This window comes from Thermohalobacter berrensis (assembly GCF_003609645.1).
Lineage (GTDB): Bacteria > Bacillota > Clostridia > Tissierellales > Thermohalobacteraceae > Thermohalobacter > Thermohalobacter berrensis.
This window is the reverse complement of the sequence record NZ_MCIB01000036.1, coordinates 72052-92884: the sequence shown is the minus strand read 5'-3', so window position 1 is coordinate 92884 and position 20833 is coordinate 72052. Positions and strand designations below refer to the sequence as shown.

Here is a 20833-nt window from a genome sequence, read left to right as displayed (position 1 = left end):
ATATAATTATATAATTTTTTTAGACATAAAAAAACAAAAAGGTCTTGTATTTAATGTAGCATTTTTCCTTTTCCTCCAAAATAGTCTATTTTTCCTATACTTATCTCAAATTTTTTATATAATTATCTTTTTCCAAGTTATGGTATTATATTAATTAGGAGGGATTAATATGGAAAAACAAAAAATAAGAAATGAAATATTAACAAAGCGTAAGAATTTATCAGAGAAAGATATAATTAATAAAAGTAAAAAAATTTGCGACCTTTTTTTATCTACAGTATTATTTAAAAAATCTAAAAATATTATGGCTTATGTGGATTTTAGAAATGAGGTAAAAACTGAACATATTATCAAAACAGCTTTATCTAAGGGAAAAAACATATTTATTCCTATTACTATCACAAAAACTAAAGAACTTTTACTGTCACAGCTTAAAGATTATGACAATGAACTTACTAAGGGTACATATGGAATCTTAGAACCTAAAGAAGAATATATTAGAAAGTCAGATCCTGATTTACTTGATTTAATTATTGTTCCTGGAGTGGCCTTTGATAAAAGAGGATATAGGATTGGTTATGGAGGAGGTTATTATGATAGATTTTTAGGAAAACTTAACAAGGAAATTCCTAAAATTGCTTTAGCATTTGATGTACAAATTGTCCCTAAAATAATCCCAGATAAATTTGATATACCTGTAGATTTTATTATAACAGAAAATGCAATAATAAATTGTACAGAAAATAGAAGCTAAGTACTACTTAGCTTCTATTGATATTCTTTATAAACTTTTGCTAATTCATTTAGTTTCTCTTGCACTAGATAATTGACTGTTTCCTTTTCATAGTATCCATTTTCATCTTTTTTACCAGCAGGAACTCCTGTTAGTATTTCTATCCCTTCATCTATTGTTTTTACTGCATATATAGTAAACTTTCCTTCTTTTACTGCTTCAACCACTTCTTCATTTAACATTAGGTTTTTAATATTTTGATAAGGTATTATTACACCTTCTCCTCCTTTAAAACCCTTTAATTTGCAAATCTTATAGTACCCTTCAATCTTTTCATTTACTCCTCCTACTGGCTGAATTAATCCTTTTTGATTAACTGAACCTGTAACTGCAATAGCTTGATTTATTGGTAGTTCTGATAAACTTGATAATAGTGCATATAATTCTGTACTTGATGCACTATCTCCATCTATTAAACCATATGATTGCTCAAAGGTAATACTAGCAGAAAGGGATAAAGGTTTTTTTCTTGCATATTTTTCACCTAAATATCCGCTTAATATTAAAACTCCTTTATCATGTATGCTACCACTTTTTTCAACTTCTCGTTCAATGTTAATAATACCTTCTTTACCTGCATATGTTGATACAGTTATTTTACTAGGTCTTCCAAATGAATATTGACCAGAGTCCATTACTGAAAGCCCGTTTATTTGACCAACTTTATATCCTGAAGTTTCTATAAGTAACGTGCCATCTTTAAACAGTTCCTGCAACTTTTCTTCATATTTATTATTTCTAAATATTTTTTCTTCTATTGCCTCTTTAATATGCTTAGCCTTAATAATATCATCACCTTCAACCTCAGCCCATGCATCTGCTTCATATAAAAGCTCTACTAGTTCATTAAATCTAGAGCTTAATTTTCTCTGGTCTTCTGCTAATCTTGAACTATATTCGATTACCTTTGCTACTGCAGACTTTTCAAAATGTCTTAACCCTTCATCCTTACAATGTGATGCAATAAAAGATGCGATTTTTTCTATATTATCTTTATTTCTATCCATTTCTATATCAAAATCAGCTCTTATTTTAAATAACTTTTTAAAATCATCATCATAATTATATAATAATTGATAGGTATAGTAGTCTCCAATAATTATTACCTTTAGGTCAATTGGGATAGACTCAGGCTTTATCGTTTGTGTTACAATATTACCTTTACTTATATTCTCAATTTTTACCTTTTCCTCTTTTAATGCCCTTTTTAGTCCTGCCCATGCATATGGTGAAGTTAATATGTCTTTTGCTTGAACTATTAGGTATCCTCCATTAGCTTCATGTATAGAACCAGGTTTTATTTTCATATGATCAGTTTTTAAAGCTCCAAGTTCATTTACATATTCAATTTTTCCTAAAAGATTATAATAATTTGGATTTGATTCTCTTACTACCGGTGCTCCTTTAGTATTACTATTATCTATAAAAAGATTAACCTCATATCTTCTAAAAAAGTTTTCTTCATTTGTTGTCTTACTAAATATATAGGTAGTTTTTTTATCCTTTTCATTTTCTAGAAACTTATCTAGATTTTCAACAATATCCTTTTTCATTTCATCAAGATAATTAATTATTTCTTTGTTATCTTCAAATTTTTCTAATAATGGAGCCATATAAAAACTAACAACTTCTGTAGCCATCTCTTTCTCTAATAAGTCAATATTTTCATTTAGTTCCTCTTCTAACTCCCTTAATTTGTTTAGTATATCAAAGGCAACTTTATTTAATTTACTTAAATTATCCCTTAATATTTCTATTTCTCTATCGGAAAGCTCCTCAATTTCTTCTTGCTTCATAGGTCTACCCTTTATAAGGGGTATACTCATAAGTCCTTTTTCAGTTTCTTTAAATACAAAACCATATCTTTTAGATAATTTGTTTAATTTTTTAATTATTTCAGATCTTTTGTTTTCATATTCATGATATATAACCCTTTTTTTGTTTTCATACTGTCTTGATGAAAATGCATCTACCATTTCTGCTTTAAGTTTAGAAATTAGATTTTCAACTTCCTTTTTAAATATAGGGCCTCTTCCTGCCTTAAGTTTTAAAGCCCTAGGATTTTCTTTTTTGTTAAAGTTATAAACATAACACCAATCATATGGTACTTGTTTTTTCTCTGCAAACTCTTTTGCTATTGAATATGAATAGCTATTTCTCCCTGTGCCTGTTACACCAGATACATATATATTATATCCTTTTTTCTTCACATTAAGGCCGAATTTTAATGCCCTTGTTGCTCTTTTTTGTCCTATAATTTCTTTTATTTCAGATATTTCCTCCGTAGTATTAAAATTAAAAATAGATACATCACATTGTTTTCTAAGTTTAGAAACAGGTATTTCTAAATTATTTTTCAAGATACCACCCCCACATTATTATTCTTTATATACCCGGAAGTTAAGTATATACTTATTATTTTTTATATGTTGTGGAGGTGGAAAAAGTTACCTGTGATTATCTTATACCTGCAGCTATTTTCACATTTTCTTGATGTTTTTCATCTACTTTTCCATCTTTATGTCTTTGACTGTTTAAAAAGTGAATATCAAAATGACCATTCATGCCATTATTTTTAACATAATCTAGGTTTATTCCTGGACCATAATCTCCACTTCTCCAACTAGTATAGTAACCTCCCCTATCTGAATCATTTCCTGCATGGGGCATTCCTGAGGCACTTGCAGCAATTTTTCTACCGTTGTATTCAACTATAACTGGTCTTCTTACCCAACTAAAATTTCCACCCCAAATATCTTTTAACTTTTCGGTATCCTCTTTAGTTAATGCTTCAACATCAGCATGGCTTGCACCAGTGGTTCTTTTAGCCATAAAAGATTTACCTGTATAGAAATCAATTACTTTTATAGTAGCACCTATAGGAATTACATATTGAGCACCATTCCACCAATCTAAATATTCCCCATATTTTTCTCCTGCCCTTTCCATTTCAGGTACATTGTGTACTGGGATAGTAACTGTATCTCCTACATATAATCTAGTATTTGTATCAGCATTATTAACTTTTAATAGTTCTTTTACAGGTACTCCATACTTTAAACTTAAAGTCCAAAAATTATCACCTGGTTGTACAGTATGTTCTTTATAAGTAATATAAGTTCTAGGCTGCTCAGGTATAAAAGTACTAGGCGTACTGTTAGTAATATTAGCTGTACTTTTATTAGAAGCTGGTATTTTTAATTTATCTCCTGGATAAATAATTGAATATTGATTTAAATTATTTAAACTTAAAAGATTTTCCAAGGAAATTCCAAACTTTTCACTTATAAGATACGGAGTATCTCCACTTTTTACTTCATAATAAAAGTAATCATTATTATCAGGTATAGTTAACTTTTGCCCTACATATAAAATAGTATTTTCAGTAGCATTATTAGACTCCATTAGCTTGTCCAGACTCACTCCATACCTTTGGCTTATTTTCCAAAAAGTATCTCCTGATTTAACTTCATAAGTCCATGCATAAGCAGTTGCTGAAGTTCCTATTAAAGAAGCAGCAATTGTACTAACTATTATTTTTTTCAACTTGTTTTTCATACTTTTCCTCCTTATACAAAAGTAATGTATGTATAAATATACACACAATATAAATTTTCTATATATCATCAAAATTTCCTTTATGTAATTTATGGTCAAAAAACCAAAATCATCAGCCTTTAAGACTGATGACCTTAGTTTATATACTCACTTTTTAATTCAATTTTATCTGGTAATTCTTCAAGATTTGTCTTTACAACAACAGTAGGATATGTAATAACCTGTGCAACTATTTCATCTGGTTTAGGATCTTTATATTTGGCATAAACTACAAGTTTATAACCATTTTCTTGGTCAACTTTTTCTATTTTATCTATAGTAACTGAATAGCCTGCTGTCATTTTTTCTCCTCTGGTAACTATAACATATACACTTTCATCCACCTTACATGCCAATGCTCTCTCTTCAGCTTTATATTTAGGTAATAAATCTTTTATCTTTTCAGGTATTTCTTTCTTTTCTAGTTCTTGAAATTCCACTGTACTCCCACCTTCATTTGAAAGTAGTTTTGGGATAAAAATTACTCCTAATACAATCACAACTACTAAAATTATCCCTATTATCCAAGCCCTTTTCACCAAATCCCCCCTTTTACTTTCTCTATAAATATTATTCTTATTTTTTATATTTTATGATAAAAGGAACAATAATTTAAATATAATATAAAAATAATTAACTATAAATAGCGAAGAATAAATTCTTCGCTATTTATATACAATAAAAAAATATTTTAGACTAATTTTTCAATATTAAACATAGCGTCTAAAGCCTGCCAGTTTTGTGGGAAAGGTACTCCTAATACCCAATAGCTTACTCCCCTTAATCCATATTCATTTACAAGATTAAATTTTGCCATAACACTTCTTACATCTTCAAACCAAATTACATGTCTTCGTCCTTCTTCATCTACATAATAAAAATATGGTGCTTGAGATTCTTGATCATAATTAATTACTGCTCCATATCTTGCAGCTATTTCTACTGCCTCTTTTGGACTTACACGTTGTGCCCAATCTCCTCTTGGAGTATAAGGTAACCTCCAATCATATCCATATAAAGGCATTCCAAGTATAATTTTCTCTGGTGGTATTACTGAAGCTGCATAATCAACCACTTCGCGTACTCTATTAATAGGTGCAACTGCTAATGGTGGACCTCCTGACCAACCCCATTCATAAGTCATCAATATTACAAAATCAACTATCTCACCATGAGCTTGATAATCATGGGCCCCATGCCATGCACCTGTTCTAATATCATATGGCTTAGGAGCAAGTGCTGTTGATACCACATATCCTTCAGGTCTTAATTGTTGTACTACTTTCCTTAAGAAATTATTGTATAATTCTCTATCATCTGGTGGAATTCTCTCAAAATCTATATTGAGTCCATAATAACCTTTATTTTCCATAGTTTGAAGTACATTATTTATTAGGTTCTGTTGAACATTTTCATTCGTTAGAATTGTATGGGCTAATTGAGAATCAAAGTTCCCATTTCTAAAATTTGTTATGACCATTAGTGGAGCTATATCATATTGTCTAGCAGTATTTAAAATAGTCTCATCATCAATTGGATTTAGATTCCCTTCTTCATTAACCTGATAACTAAAAGGACTTATATACGTTAAATATTGCCCTACTTCATTAATTATTTCTCTTTCTCTTTCTGGAGAAGTTGGTTCTATATAGGCGTTTACTTCTATTGTTCCATACTGATTTGCCTGTGCCGGAATTTTAATAACCATTCCCGGATAAATAAGGCTAGGATTTGCTATATTATTTACATCTAGTATACTCTCAACAGTAACTCCATACCTTTGACTTATTGCCCAAAGGCTATCTCCTGGTTGAACTGTATAAGTTGCTTCTATACCTGGAATTATTAATGCTTGACCTGGTACTAGATAAGGCAAATCTTGTATTCCATTTGCGTCAATAATGTTTTGAACACTTACTCCATATCTTCTAGCAATGGCCCATAAAGATTCACCAGGCCTAACTACATGTATTTCCATTTTATACCCCCTTTCCTCATAACTATTATTAATTTATTCATGAGAAAAGGGATTAGTGCTAATAAAATAAAATTTTATAAATTAAAAAGTAGCCCAGACTTAAGTCCGCGCTACTTTTTAATTTTAAATTGCTTTTATTTATTTCCTTTTTACAACTCTTTTTACTGCTTCTACTAAATCACTTGAAGTAAGTCCGTACTTTTCTAATAATTCATCTGATTTACCTGACTCTCCAAAGGTATCTTTTACTCCTATTCTTTCCATCGGCACTGGATAGTTTTCAACAAGTACTTCAGACACTGCACTTCCAAGACCACCTATTATATTATGTTCTTCTGCAGTTACTATTGCACCAGTCTCCTTAGCTGCTTTTACTATAATATCTTTATCTATAGGTTTTAGTGTATGTATATCTATAACTCTTACATTTATTCCATCCTTTAATAATTCATCTCTTGCTTGAAGAGCAATTGAAACCATTATTCCTGTAGCTATTATAGTTGCATCAGTTCCGTCTTCAACTAAAATTCCCTTTCCAATTTCAAATTCATAATTATTTTCATCATAAATTACAGGAACTTTACTTCTACCCAACCTTATATATACTGGTCCAACATATTCTGCTGCCTTTAATACAGCTTCCTTTGCCTCTACTGCATCCGCAGGGTTTATTACTACCATATTTGGAAGACTTCTCATTAAACTTAAATCTTCTAAAGCTTGATGACTAGCCCCATCTTCTCCTACTGTTAAACCTGCATGGGTAGCTGCCACCTTTACATTAAGTTTTGGATAGGCAACAGAATTTCTAATTATCTCATATGCACGTCCAGTTGCAAAAACTGCAAATGTACTTGCAAAAGGTATCTTACCAGCAGCTGCTAGACCTGCAGAAGTACCAATAAGATTCTGTTCTGCTATACCTACATTTAAAAATCTATTAGGGTAATCTTCTTTAAATTTGGCTGTTCTAGTAGATTTAGATAAATCTGCATCTAAAACTACAATATCCTTGTTTTTCTTTCCTAATTCCTTTAAAGCCTCACCGTATGCATCTCTTGTTGCTTTATTTGCCATTATTTTTCACCTCCAAGCTCTATGATAGCCTTTTCTGCTTCCTCATCGTTTGGAGCAGAACCGTGCCATCCTACTTCATTCTCCATAAATGAAACGCCTTTTCCTTTTACAGTATTAGCAATTATAATAGTTGGCTTCCCTTTAGTATTTTTACTTTCTTCTATTGCTTTAAATATTTCTTCAAAATCATGCCCGTTTATTGTTATTACTTGCCATCCAAAGGCTTCCCATTTTTTATCAATAGGCTCTATATTCATAACCTCTTTATTTTCTCCATCAATTTGTAATCCATTGTGGTCTAAAAATACAGTCAGATTATCTAGCTTATAATGTGCAGCAAACATAGCTGCTTCCCATATCATACCTTCTTGAACTTCCCCATCACCAATTAAAGCATAGACTCTATAATCCTTTCCATCTAATTTACCTGCTAGAGCCATTCCATTTGCACAAGCCAATCCCTGTCCTAATGAACCTGTTGACATTTCAACACCTGGAGTTCCCTTCATATCTGGGTGTCCTTGAAGCATTTCTCCAGTTTTTCTTAATTTCATTAGTTCTTCTTTAGGAAAATATCCTTTCTCTGCTAAAGCAGCATATAATACTGGTGCAGCATGACCTTTAGACAATACAAACCTATCCCTATTTTCCCAGTTAGGTCTCTTAGGATCAATTTTCATTTCTTTAAAATAAAGGGCAGTTACAATTTCACATGCTGATAATGAGCCTCCAGGATGCCCTGAACCTGCTTCATTAATCATTTTAATTATGTCTTTTCTTAACCTGTTGGCTGTTTCTTTAAGCTCTTGATAATTATCCATATTACAGACCTCCTAATCAGTTTTAATTTCTTTAAATCCTTCACCTAATACCTCATGAATATCTGCTACCATAACAAAGGCATTACTATCAATTTGATGTACTATTTCTTTAAGTTTAACTATCTGTGATCTATTTACTACACATAATAGTACATCTCTACTTTGCCCTGTATACATTCCCATACCTTTTAATACAGTAACCCCTCTACCTAGTGCTGATATAATAGTTTCTCCTATTTTATCTGGGGTATTGGATATAATAAAGAATGCTTTTGCATAACCTATACCTTCTAGTATTATATCTATAACTTTAACTATTATGTATAATGCTATAACTGAATATAATGAAGTCTCTATTTTTTTATCCACTACACCAGCTATTGTTACAACAAATAAATCTATTACCATCATTAAAGTTGCTGTACTAAAATTAGGGAAAAATTTATTAAGTATAGCCCCTGCTAAGTCTGTTCCCCCTGTAGTACCACCAAACTTAAAAACTAAACCTAATCCTAATCCCATAAGTACTCCACCAAATACTGCAGCTAATAATAAGTCATTTGTTAAATTAGCGGCTGGAAACATCCTAATAAAAAATGATAGTGCCAAGGTACCATATAATGTTTTTGCTCCAAAGGCTTTTCCTAATATAATGATGCCCGCAATAAATAATGGTATATTAACTACTAAGTTTGTTATATCTATAGGAATACCAGTAAGTTTCTTTATAACTATAGCTAATCCAGTAACACCACCTGGTGCAATAGTATTAGGGTCAAGGAACATTTTTAATGAAATTGCCATAATTGCTGTACCTAATGAAATACCTACATATTCAATTACATAGTTATACCAATGTTTTGTTACTATTTTCATTACTACTCCTCCTTCCCCCTGAATTCTTCTTGCATTACTTAACAATATTTTTTCTAGAAAATAATACATGTAGCATAAATAAAGGTAATACCATTTGTCTTTTAATTCTCCAAGGTTCTTTTATGAGTCTGTAAAGCCATTCTAATCCAAGTTTTTGATAAACTTTAGGAGCCCTTTTCACTTTTCCAGCTAATACATCAATAGTACCTCCATTACCAATAATTACTTTACAGTTAAGTTTATCTTTGTTCTCATGAATCCATTTTTCTTGTTTTGGGGCTCCAAAACCTACAAATAAAATATCTGCATTTGATTTATTTATTATTTCAATTACTTTTTTTTCATCTTCATGATTTTTATAACCAATATGAGTTCCTTTAAAATAACCATGATGAACTCCAGCAATGTTTAAATTAGGATATATATTCTTTAACCTTTCACTAGCTCTTTTAGCTACTCCTTTTTCTCCACCTAATAAAAACAAACTATATCCCTTTTTATTAGCTAGTTTAATCATTTCTACTGATAAATCATAACCTGTTACCCTTTCTGCAAGAGGTCTTTTCTTAATTTTTGAGGCATAAACTAATCCTATACCATCAGGAATAGTTAAATCACCATCATTCAATATAGTCTTTAATTTATCATCATCCTTTGCTATCATAACTACCTCAGTATTAGGGGTATATATAACTTTAGTATCTTTACCATTTAAAAATTTATTTACTTTATCTACTGCCTTTTTCAAAGTTATATTATTAATCTTTACATCCATTATTTTTATAAAAGAAGGCATATTAATCACCTACTCTCTAACAGCTTCATAACCATCTTAACATTATCATAAGCTTTTTCTTTTAATTCTTTCTTAACTTTTATTAATTTATTTTTTATTTGTTTTCTATTATTCCAAACATCATCAATAATTGTGCACAAATCCACAACCTCTAAATCATCTACATTACAACCAGTTTCTAGCCCAACTTGATCTAAAAATCCCTTTACTTTTGGGTCATAGACAATTCCTACCATTGGAACTGCCTGTGTAGCCGCATATATTAGTGAATGAAGCCTCATAGCTATAATTATTTCCAGTTTATTTATAATTCCCATTACATCTTCTACAGAATATTTTTTAGATATTATATAACATTTAGTTTTAGCTAATTTTTTTATTTCTTTGCTTATTTTAAGGTCATTGGGATAATGCATAGGTAATAACACTATGTTTACATTATAATTATCATTTAAATAATCTATAGCTCTAGATATAACTTCTCTTAATTTTTTATTATTTTTCCATTCCCTAACAGCTACTCCTATTAAGGGCTTATCTGTAGGAATACCTTCTTCTTTTAATATTTGAAATATTCTTTTTTCACTTGCAAGTTGCAAAGTAAATACAGGGTCTGAAGTTACATGAACATTTTTATTTTCTACTCCTATTTCTTTTAGCGTTTTTTGAGAATTATAATCCCTTACTGTTATCAAGTCAACATTATTTAAAACCTTTTTAGTTAATAATTTGTTAATTCTTTTCTTAATAGGTCCTATACCATTTGCATATATAACTACATTTTTTCTAAAAAATTTAGCAATAAATATTAGTGCAAGATAATATATAAGAGATCTTGTACTAGTTATATCCTGTAATAAGCTGCCTCCTCCACTTATCAACATATCACAGTTATATAATCCTCTTATAACTTCAATCACACTGAATCTATTTATTGCATTAATATTATAATTTTTCTTAGTATCTAAAGGCTTTCTGGATAGTGCGGTTATCTCTATATTATTATTTTGAGATTTTAAGTCCTTAACTATGGCTTTTAATATAGCATCATCACCACTATTATCAAAACCATAATACCCAGAAATAATAATCTTCTTATTCTCTTTCATAAATTTAGCTCCTTTAATCTAATTTATTACACTTACTTTTACTACTTGATATGTTTAAAATGACTAAATTAAATGCAATTAAAGTCCAGAAGGTTATTATTATTCTAGGCAAATACAGTATATTTTCAACAAGTCCATGAAACAATATAGCAGACAAACCAGCTAAAACTCCTGCTGAAATTACTTTTATATATCTATCTTCTGTTTTCATCAAGTTTAATATAGAGTATTTATAATTTATAAATATTAGAATTAGTAAAACTATTAGACCACCAATCCCTAGTTCTGCCATTGTTTCTAGATAAGTGTTATGTGCATGATAAACATTCATTGTTCTTATATACTTAACAAAAGTCTCTCTAAATGGTATATATCCAAATCCGACTCCTGAAATCCAGTTATCTTTAATAATATCAAGTGTTATATCCCATACTTTTATTCTATATGCATTAGAAGAATCTTTTAAATTTCCAATCGTCATAATTCTATGAAGTATAGAAGAAGGCATAGCAAAAAATGAAATTATTCCAAAAGGAATTAATGATAGTAATAACCTTTTCTCAATTAGTAGAACAAATATAAACATGCTAAACGCAAATCCTAACCATCCACCTCTAGAAAATGTTAAAATTAAAGCTAAAGTTAAAATTATTGTTGTCAAACTAAAAATAGCCTTTTTATAAATCTTCTTTGAAACCCAAAAAAATGACAAGGAAACTGGTATTGCCATAATTAAGTATTCAGCCAATATATTAGGATTACCAAAAACAGAAAAAATCCTAGTTCTTAAACTGGGATTATTAGCAACATCTACCCAGGCATCATCAATCTTAACTCCGACTTTATATTGGTAAAGACCATATAAGGCAACAATTGTTGCAGTAAAAATAAATGTTGTTAAAATTATATTTAATTGATTTTTATTCTTTATTATATTTACTATAACAAAAACCAGCCCTATAGCTGATAAATGTATTGCTAAATCTCTGAAGCTTCCTTGAGGATTATAAGAAGTAACTGTTGTAATTAGTATTATAATAACATAAACTATTATGGGTACATCTAAAAAACTTTTTCTTAAAGAATATCTTTCGGTACAAAATAATTTAAATAAGAAAACACATACAATAAATATTGCAAACATTAGTGAATTAATTTTTGATACAAAAGGTAAACTAAAAATTACTAACATTATACCTATATTTATGTTATATATAGAGAGAATTGCTGCCACAATCCCTCCTATTAATTTCAACACTATTGTTCCCCTCCAGTTTCTTCATCAATGGTAAATACATCAATAACAATACTTACTATCAGACTATTTTTTAATACCTTTTTTATCATAAACTTGTTATCAGATAACCTCATTAAAAAACGATAAATCAAACTATGCTTCTTGTAACTATTAAAGATTTTACGACAATAATTTGAAAAAGTCATTATTAAATCATTCAGTCTACAATATATTTTAAAAATAAAACTGCTTGCAATTAAGCTTTTTTCACTCTTTATAAAACATCCTATAAAAGAATTATTGTATAGAAATATTATTGTTTTTATTATATTATCAGTAATTTTTCTTAATAAACTGGTCTCATAAAATCTTTCCAATTTATACCATAATTTAAAAAGCACCTTTACTGTAAAGCTATTATACACGCTATCATCTCCTAATATCACTTAACTTTCATGCCTGTTACTGTTGCAAATACAGCTATATTTCTATTTTTAACTCTAAATTGAGTACCAATTCTTGTATGTTCTCCTCCTACAATTATAACCTTATCAGTAACAGTTCCTTTAGCTTCTATAACAAGTTTTACAGTATATTTTTCTGGTACCTCAGCCATAACAACTTTTCCATCACTTGTTGGAACTGCTTCTCTATAGTTTTCTACTTTTTTTTCGATTATTTTTCCAAAAACTTGTCCTCTATCATAATGATATAATAGGTCCCCTTCCTTTATTCCATCTACTGTAGGCTTACGTACATCACTAATTTCTAGTTCAACTAATACCTTTTGGCCTTCCTCAATGACTTCAGGCTGTGAGTTTAAAATTTTATATCCTCCACCTACTATTAACAAACCTATTATTAGTAGTACTGTCAAATCTATTATATTAATAATTCCAAAAACTCTTCCCTTATTATCAATAAATTTCATTAATAATACCTCCTATTTTCCACAATTTTTCTATATATTTTGTAGTGGTCTAAAGCCATCCTTTCCAAAGAAAATTTTTCTTTAACAATATCATGAAGTCTCTGGCCCATTTTATCCATTTTATTTTTATCGTTCAATATTTTTTCAATATATTTTACTAATTCATCAACATTTCCAACTTGAAACAAGTATCCATTCACATCATTTTCTATAAGGTCTCCAATTCCACCTACATTAGTGCTAACAACAGTTTTCTTTAATCTAGCACCTTCTAAAATAACATAAGGAAAACTTTCACTCTTAGAAGTCAGTACATTTATATCTATTGCATTGAAAAAAGAATAGGGTTCATCAACAAAACCTAAAAAGTATACTTTGTCTTTTATATTTAAAGACTCTGTCATGGAAATTAATTTTTCTTTTTCTGGTCCTTCCCCAGCAATTAAATATATTACATCATCTCTTTTTTCACTTAATTTACCAGCAGCTTCTATAAACGTTTCATGATTTTTTACTAAGTCAAGCCTTCCCATGATCCCTATAATTTTCTTCCCTTTACAATCTATATCATATTTATTTAAAAATTCTTCTTTAGGAGTTATATTTATCGGTCTATTAAAGTCAATTCCATTATATACTGTGAAAATTTTTTCTTTATCAAACCCTCTCTCTATTAGCATATTTTTAAAATTACTAGAGATAGCTATATAATAATCAAAAAATTTTAAAGCTATAGCATTTAAAGGAGTATATACAAATTTTTTGTATATATTGTCATTGAAATCTAACTTATAGTCACTGTGTACAGTGGTAACAAAACATTTTTTTACTCTTCTCTTCAAAAGCATGCCTATAAAATTAGCTCTAGCCCCATGACAGTGGATTATATCGAAATTTTCATCTTTAATTTTATCTTCTAATTTTTTTATTATAGAAAGATCATATCTTTTTTCCTGTTCAATAACTTCTATATCTATTCCTAATTCTTTTCCTTCCATATAAAACTGGTCTTTTATGAAACATACAAGTTTTACTTCTACATGGTTGCTAAGTCCTTTTATTAAAGATAATACATGGGTCTTAGCACCACCAGTATCTCCTCCACTAATTAGATGAAGTATTTTCATTTATATTATGGCTCTTAAGAGCTTTCCTCCTCTCAATTAAAATTTCTATATAATTATAACATATGAATATAGTAGTTTCCACAAAGCGTTTTACAATTATTTTATAATCAATATTTTATCTTTAATTGTTTATAGCAACTAAAAAAGAGGGATTAAAATTCCCTCATAATTCAATTAAATACCTTTATTTAATTTACTTTCCTCTAATTCTCACTAATTCTCAACTTTTAATTTTCTACTATTTCATACTCTCCCCTTACCATAAATATTGCATATTTTTCAGCATAAACTCCTCTTCCATCACTTCTTGGTATTATTAAAAGATGGTTAGCAGGAATCAATTGATTCATTTTAATATCTGTAGCACCAGTTACATCTGATAGTCCTCCTAATTCTCCAGCTATAGCCTTAGCTTGTCCTCCTCTTAATATTATTTCTGTCCCTGCTTTTCCAATAAGTTTTTGGCTATTCTTCAGTTCAACAACCTCTAGCCCATAGGACCCTGTTTGTTTTATATTTTCTATAGCTTCTATTTTATCTTTTAATTCTTTATTTTCATTTATTAGTTTTTCAATTTCAGCTTTATTACTATCTACAGTCCCAAGTACTTCTTCTATTTTTTGGTCTATATAGTATTTTATCTGTTCAATTCTTTTTTCAACATAACTCTGTGTAACTAGTGGGTCTTGTTCAGAGCCAGGCTCAGATATTGTTGCCATTCCTATTCCTGTAAATATAAAAATTCCTATTATAGCTAATGTTGCTATTAATAATTTTCTTCTACTCATTTTACTGCCTCCTTAGCTACTATACTGTTTACCATCTTAATTTATATTTTCGACTAATAATGAAAAAATCCTTTCTATTTTCCCGGGAAATATGTCGGAAATTATATACTATAAATCCAGTTATTAGCTCTTAGTTCCTACCTCTTAGCAAAACCCAAAACTAGCAAACTTTATTTTCTCTAAAAACTAACAGCTTAGTTTTTAACTAACATCTAAGAACCAAGAACTAGGAACTGCATTTTTACTAACTACTAACAAAAATTTATCACAAAATATAATAGAGCCTGGAATAACTCCACGCTCTTCTTAAAACTCTATAAGTCCTAAACTAATTTTTAGACATTCATCCACTTTTTTCATCATTTGCTCGTCAAACTGTCCAACTCTCTCTCTTAGTCTCTTCTTATCAATAGTCCTTATCTGCTCTAATAATACTACTGAATCTTTAGGAAGTCCATAATCTTTAGCACTAATTTCTATATGAGTTGGAAGTTTTGCTTTATTAATCTGTGAAGTAATGGCAGCTACAATAATTGTTGGACTATATTTGTTGCCTATATCGTTTTGTATAACTAGAACAGGCCTTACCCCACCCTGCTCTGAGCCTATTACGGGGCTTAAATCTGCATAAAATATATCTCCTCTTTTTACTTTCACTATTATTCACTTCCCGTCAACTTAGCTTCATATACAGATAATTCTTTAGTATCTTCCTCCAGCCCCATTTCAGCTAATGATGCATTAATTTCACTCATTTCTAAATAGCCGTTTTTCATTTTTTCTAATGTCTGTATCCTTTTTTTCTCTCTCAAATACAGTTTCATGGCCTCCCTTATAAATTCATTTCTATCCTTTTTTTCCTTAGCAATAATTCCGTCTATTTCCCTTAATAAATTATCTGGTAAACTTACCATTATTTTCTTTAGCTCGGCCATTCGTACACCTCCAGATTTAGGCGTCACTTATAATTTTAATAAATTAAATAACATATAGGAAATTATATTTATTAAAATATCGCCATTAAAAATATAATTTCCATAATATGTTTCAAAAAATCAACCCTGTAAATATTTTACTTTAATAGAAGACTTTTTATTATTTAATATTATCTTAATTAAGCCACTATATACAAGATTATATATTACATTTTATAAGCCTGTCAATAAAAGTCACCTTATTTCTAATATCTATATTATTCCAATAAATAGTCCTTTATACATACTATTTTATCATTTTTAATATATACCCTTGGAACTCTTCTACTTACCATGCATACAACTTCATAATTAATTGTTCCTAATATTTTAGCTATTTCGTCTATATGGGGACTATTATCTTTTCCATCTCCCATAATTATAACTTCATCACCTGGTTTTACTCTTTCTATATCAGTTAAGTCAACCATAGATTGATCCATGCAGATTCTTCCAATAATTGGTGCTCTTTTACCTTTAATTGCCACTTCTGTTTTATTAGAAAGAAGTCTCGTAAAACCATCTGCGTATCCAATAGGTAAAGTTCCTATTGTAGATTTTTTATCAGTAGTAAAGGTAAGTCCATAGCTAACTCCCGTTCCTTCTGAAACTTGTTTAACATGTGAAATATGAGTTTTTAAAGTCATTGCAGGTTTTAATTTTACCTTTTCTTTATTGACCTCATCTGATGGATATAAACCATATAGCATTATACCAGGTCTTACCATATTTAGATTGTAATCTGGTAAATCAATTGTTGCAGCACTATTTGAAATATGTTTAATAGGTATAACTATTCCCTTATCTTCTAAACTTTCCACTAACCAATTAAACTTTTGAAACTGTTTTTCTGTAAAAGTTTTATCTTTTTCGTCTGCTACTGCAAAATGTGAAAAAATCCCTTCAATCTCAATGTTATCTAGTTCAGTTATCTTGATAATATCATTAATAGTAGATTCATTTGGTTTAAAACCAATTCTACTCATTCCTGTATCAATTTTTATATGAATCTTCCCTGTTTTATCTAACTTTTTCGCAGCCTTTGAAATTTTTTTAGCATGCTCAAAGGTATAAACTGTCTGTATAATATTGTTACTAACTACTTCTTCAGCTTGAGATGTTGGGGTATACCCTAATATCAATATAGGAGCATTAATCCCATTATTTCTTAACTCAATGGCTTCTGAAAGAGTAGCAACAGCTAGTCTGTCAGCACCATTTTCTAAAAAAGTTTTTGCTGCCATAATAGAACCATGTCCATATGCGTCTGCCTTTACAACTGCTGTTATAAGTGTTCCTTCCTTTACTATTCTTTTTACTTCATTTAAATTATGTATTAAGTTGTCCAGATTAATTTCAGCCCATACAGGCCTTACCTTTTCTAAAGTATCCATTCCACTTCCCCCTTTGTTTAATAATCATATTTAATTAATATGACTCTATATTAAATACTTTATCTGGCAATTTTATATTAGATTTGTAATCTGTATAGATTACTTCAGTTGTAATTTCTTTATTTTCATTTAAAATTACAAGCTTAAATGGATTAAAGTTCTTCTTGTTAACCCATAGTTTTTCAAATTTACCATACTTGCTATTTCCAGGCATTTCAGTAGTTATTATTAAATATTCAGAATCTCCTATTTTTTCGGACTCTAAGCTAATATATTCATTCGTAAAAAGATTCTTTAAAAAATATCCAATAAACATATTTTCTTTAGGAGAAGCTTTAAGATCTCTTATGAGGATAGATTTTTCAATTTTGGGATGATAAAACCATACCTGTTTACCGTTACATATCGTTATGTGACCTTTACTTTCTTCTGGTTCAATTATTTCTATAACATACTTATTAGGTCTTTTAAATTTATGCTTTGCTTTATATATCCTTATATCTTCTCCTTTTATTTTAACAGTTGCAGTGCAACTATAGGTTTCTAATACATTATAGGTCTTTTGAACTTCATAAAAAATTTCTTCATTAGTTGGTTCTTTACAACCAGTAATAAATATTAGTGAAAGAATTATAATTATCAAATAGAGATGTTTCATTATAGAGATTTCCCCCTAATCTCGCAACTTTTCGAAAATTCTGACTACAATTGCTAAAAAAAGAGTCTTATCTATAAATATTTATTCCTCAAATATACTCTTTATGCTATAGGGTATATTTTCTAAAATATCTGTTGCAGTAATTCCATATTCACCTTTAATTTTAGATGCCAAATCTCCAGCTAACCCATGTATGAACACTCCAGCTATTGCTGCATCCATGGATTCTATCCCCTGTCCTATAAAACTAGTTATTACCCCTGTTAAAACATCTCCACTACCTGCTGTAGCCATACCTGGATTTCCAGTTGGATTTATATAAAGTTCACCCTTAGGATTAGTTACAATAGTATTATTCCCCTTTAATACAGTAATAACTCCATATTCTTCTGAAGTATATTTAGCATAATTTATCCTATCAGACTGTATATCATCTATACTTTTATCAAGTAATCTTGAAAGCTCACCAGGATGTGGAGTAATTACAGTAATTCCTTTTCTTTTCTTTAATATATTTTTATCCTTTGAAACACAATTAATTCCATCTGCATCAAGAACAATTGGTTTATCTGTTGTTAAAAGTAAATTTCTTATTAATTCAATCCTCTCATTATCAACACCTAAGCCTGGACCAACTGCAATTACATCCATATTCTCAACAAAATTATCTATTTTATAAAAATTTTCTTTTAATAAATGTCCTGTATTATTATCATGTAGTGGCTTAACTATAACCTCTGTAGCCTTTAATTCTAAAATGTGACTTATAGATTTGGGAACCAATGAATATACTAAACCACTTCCACTTTTTAAAGCAGCCATAGAAGTAAGATAAGCTGCTCCACTCATTCCAATGCTGCCTGCAATAACAGCTACTCTCCCATATGTTCCTTTATGGCTTTCTTTTTTTCTTTGTGGTATTATGTTTGATATTTTCCCCTTATTTAAAATATCAATAGTAGTTTTATTAAAACATTCTTTATTTTCGATTCCTTCTGCTAGGGCAAATGCTATGGCATAATCGGTATCATGGCTAATAGATATATGTATATTCTTTATTCCTTTATTTAAAGCATATTCGTAAGCTTTTCCCTTTAACTTAATATAGGGTTTACCTAATTCATCATGTATTACTTCAATATCCTTAAAGCTAAATCCTCTAATACCAGTACCTAAAACTTTACTTACAGCTTCTTTCGCTGCAAATAATCCCGCAATAGTTTTAATATTATACTGTCTTTTTTCTAAATATTTCTTTTCTCTATCACTATATATCCTCTCAATAAAACCTTTTCCTTTATCTATGATTTTTTTTATTCTATCTATTTTTACTATATCTACTCCATTTCCTCTAATCATTTAGGCACCTCTTTTTCCTCATACTGTATTCATTAATTATTATAACAAACTGTATTATCTTTTTTCATATTACTAATCCATTACATATATCAATAAATTTTAATTATATTTATATTACTTCATCCTTGACATTATAATACTATGACAAACATACTTTGTTATAAAATAAAAAAGCTGTGTTAGCAGCTTTTAAACTTTTGTATATTACAAATATCATAAATATGTAGATTTATTTAAGCATATATCTATCTAAAAATATCTAAAATACTTTTATCAAGTGGAATTCCAAACCACATTGCAAGAATTTTTACTAATTGAATTAAAAAATATATTACTGATATCATGAATATTGCTACAACAAATAATTTTATAGCATCCTTTCCTTTTTGATTAAGCTTATAGTCTTTCTTAAATAAAGATGCTATTTTTTGTATAAGCATTGTAAATATATTCAAAAAAATCTCTAGTCCGCTAAAAATAAGTGCTATAAACATAATAGTCTTTATATTCATTGTATCTACCTCTCATAACTTACTAACTTATAACTATATTTTACCATAAAATCTATTTTATTAAAGCATCTGCTTATCTAACTGTTCCATTACTTTGCTTCCTAATATTCCATGCAAAAAGCTATAAGTATTACTAATTTTTTCTTCATGTTCGTGTTTTTCTTCTATAAGTTCCCTTAGTTGATTTCTTAGTATTTCTATTTTTTCATTTGCTGTTTCAAGTTTTTTATGATCCATTTTTAACTCTTTATATGCATATTTTACTGTAGCTAACAATAAGTTGTAATTTGTTATTCTAATCTCCCTTGGTAGAACTTCTAATCTAAAGGTTAATTCGTCTATTTCATCGTTTAAATTATGGATTTCTTCCTTTAAAATATCAAGTTTATTTACACTATTCTTATTATTCCTATTATTTATTTCATTAGAAGTGTTTAATATTTTTGCCATTATTCTTTTCTTTTTAGAATTAGCTTGGTTAAGCTTTCTTTCTATTTCTATTTCTTCTTTTATTAGGCTTTTCAATTGTTCTTTATATTTAACTATTTCCTTTTCCTGAACATCTCCAAAAAGCTTTTTCCAAGATTTATCTTGTATTAATATAGGTACTTTATTTTTTACTACTATGTCATAGTCTAGTTCAATATTTTTTGAAAACATATTATACTCCTCCCTAGTGAAATTATACTATATTTCATCTATTTACTAAATAGTATATTTTAACTAAAATATCCAATATATTTTATACATCTAAAAACTTAATTTTCAGTTTTAAGAAAGTATAATTTTTACTAATTTTTGTTTTA

General features: G+C 29.0%; 22 protein-coding genes. 1 reads left to right on the top strand and 21 read right to left on the bottom strand.

Annotation, left to right across the window (positions count from 1 at the left end):
* The first annotated feature begins 169 nt into the window (after window positions 1-169).
* Window positions 170-754, top strand: coding sequence for a 5-formyltetrahydrofolate cyclo-ligase (locus BET03_RS11205; RefSeq protein ID WP_120170377.1), 585 nt, complete (start codon window positions 170-172; stop codon window positions 752-754).
* Between the two features lie 14 nt (window positions 755-768).
* Here the strand turns inward: BET03_RS11205 and BET03_RS11200 are convergent, their stop codons facing one another.
* From BET03_RS11200 to BET03_RS11100, 21 genes are all read right to left on the bottom strand, one after another.
* Entirely contained in the window at window positions 769-3153 is a 2385-nt protein-coding gene (locus tag BET03_RS11200; RefSeq protein ID WP_120170376.1) for a Lon protease family protein, read from the bottom strand.
* Window positions 3154-3250: 97 nt separating this feature from the next.
* Window positions 3251-4351, bottom strand: coding sequence for a LysM peptidoglycan-binding domain-containing protein (locus tag BET03_RS11195; protein WP_120170375.1), 1101 nt, complete (start codon window positions 4349-4351; stop codon window positions 3251-3253).
* Window positions 4352-4485: 134 nt separating this feature from the next.
* On the bottom strand, window positions 4486-4929 hold the full coding sequence (locus BET03_RS11190) for a protease complex subunit PrcB family protein (RefSeq protein ID WP_120170374.1): 444 nt from the start codon (window positions 4927-4929) through the stop codon (window positions 4486-4488).
* A gap of 152 nt (window positions 4930-5081) precedes the next feature.
* Entirely contained in the window at window positions 5082-6368 is a 1287-nt protein-coding gene (locus BET03_RS11185) for a glycoside hydrolase family 18 protein (protein WP_120170373.1), read from the bottom strand.
* A 138-nt stretch (window positions 6369-6506) separates the two neighbouring features.
* Window positions 6507-7445, bottom strand: a complete 939-nt coding sequence (locus BET03_RS11180; RefSeq protein ID WP_120170372.1) for a transketolase family protein — start codon at window positions 7443-7445, stop codon at window positions 6507-6509.
* On the bottom strand, window positions 7445-8266 hold the full coding sequence (locus BET03_RS11175; RefSeq protein WP_120170371.1) for a transketolase: 822 nt from the start codon (window positions 8264-8266) through the stop codon (window positions 7445-7447). Before BET03_RS11175 ends, BET03_RS11180 begins: the two co-directional genes overlap by 1 nt.
* Before the next feature lie 12 nt (window positions 8267-8278).
* A complete protein-coding gene (locus BET03_RS11170; protein WP_120170370.1) occupies window positions 8279-9142 on the bottom strand; it encodes a YitT family protein in 864 nt (287 codons plus the stop codon).
* A gap of 34 nt (window positions 9143-9176) precedes the next feature.
* Window positions 9177-9938, bottom strand: a complete 762-nt coding sequence (locus BET03_RS11165; RefSeq protein WP_120170369.1) for a WecB/TagA/CpsF family glycosyltransferase — start codon at window positions 9936-9938, stop codon at window positions 9177-9179.
* A gap of 5 nt (window positions 9939-9943) precedes the next feature.
* Window positions 9944-11047, bottom strand: a complete 1104-nt coding sequence (gene csaB / locus BET03_RS11160) for a polysaccharide pyruvyl transferase CsaB (protein ID WP_120170367.1) — start codon at window positions 11045-11047, stop codon at window positions 9944-9946.
* A 13-nt stretch (window positions 11048-11060) separates the two neighbouring features.
* Window positions 11061-12305 carry an O-antigen ligase family protein gene (locus BET03_RS11155; RefSeq protein WP_207666069.1) on the bottom strand — a complete coding sequence of 415 codons (1245 nt, stop codon included), beginning with the start codon at window positions 12303-12305 and terminating at the stop codon, window positions 11061-11063.
* On the bottom strand, window positions 12305-12709 hold the full coding sequence (locus BET03_RS11150) for a hypothetical protein (protein ID WP_120170365.1): 405 nt from the start codon (window positions 12707-12709) through the stop codon (window positions 12305-12307). The genes BET03_RS11155 and BET03_RS11150 overlap by 1 nt, the downstream gene beginning before the upstream one ends.
* Window positions 12710-12726: 17 nt before the next feature.
* Window positions 12727-13215, bottom strand: a complete 489-nt coding sequence (locus BET03_RS11145) for a DUF4330 domain-containing protein (RefSeq protein WP_120170363.1) — start codon at window positions 13213-13215, stop codon at window positions 12727-12729.
* A complete protein-coding gene (locus BET03_RS11140; RefSeq protein WP_120170361.1) occupies window positions 13215-14342 on the bottom strand; it encodes a glycosyltransferase family 4 protein in 1128 nt (375 codons plus the stop codon). The genes BET03_RS11145 and BET03_RS11140 overlap by 1 nt, the downstream gene beginning before the upstream one ends.
* Window positions 14343-14569: 227 nt before the next feature.
* The gene (locus BET03_RS11135) at window positions 14570-15130 is read right to left on the bottom strand and encodes a hypothetical protein (RefSeq protein WP_120170359.1); all 561 of its coding nucleotides are present in this window, start codon (window positions 15128-15130) and stop codon (window positions 14570-14572) included.
* A gap of 306 nt (window positions 15131-15436) precedes the next feature.
* Window positions 15437-15787: a type II toxin-antitoxin system PemK/MazF family toxin gene (locus BET03_RS11130; RefSeq protein ID WP_120170357.1), complete on the bottom strand. Its 351-nt coding sequence runs from the start codon at window positions 15785-15787 to the stop codon at window positions 15437-15439.
* 2 nt (window positions 15788-15789) lie between these two features.
* On the bottom strand, window positions 15790-16065 hold the full coding sequence (locus BET03_RS11125; protein ID WP_120170355.1) for a CopG family ribbon-helix-helix protein: 276 nt from the start codon (window positions 16063-16065) through the stop codon (window positions 15790-15792).
* 257 nt (window positions 16066-16322) lie between these two features.
* Window positions 16323-17498, bottom strand: a complete 1176-nt coding sequence (gene alr, locus BET03_RS11120) for an alanine racemase (protein ID WP_120170352.1) — start codon at window positions 17496-17498, stop codon at window positions 16323-16325.
* Between the two features lie 34 nt (window positions 17499-17532).
* Window positions 17533-18156, bottom strand: a complete 624-nt coding sequence (locus BET03_RS11115; RefSeq protein ID WP_120170350.1) for a LolA family protein — start codon at window positions 18154-18156, stop codon at window positions 17533-17535.
* Window positions 18157-18237: 81 nt separating this feature from the next.
* The gene (locus tag BET03_RS11110) at window positions 18238-19515 is read right to left on the bottom strand and encodes an NAD(P)H-hydrate dehydratase (protein WP_120170348.1); all 1278 of its coding nucleotides are present in this window, start codon (window positions 19513-19515) and stop codon (window positions 18238-18240) included.
* Window positions 19516-19760: 245 nt separating this feature from the next.
* Window positions 19761-20027 carry a hypothetical protein gene (locus tag BET03_RS11105; RefSeq protein ID WP_120170346.1) on the bottom strand — a complete coding sequence of 89 codons (267 nt, stop codon included), beginning with the start codon at window positions 20025-20027 and terminating at the stop codon, window positions 19761-19763.
* A gap of 60 nt (window positions 20028-20087) precedes the next feature.
* Window positions 20088-20687 (bottom strand): hypothetical protein, encoded by a 600-nt coding sequence (locus tag BET03_RS11100; RefSeq protein ID WP_120170344.1) that lies wholly within the window; start codon window positions 20685-20687, stop codon window positions 20088-20090.
* Window positions 20688-20833: the final 146 nt, after the last annotated feature.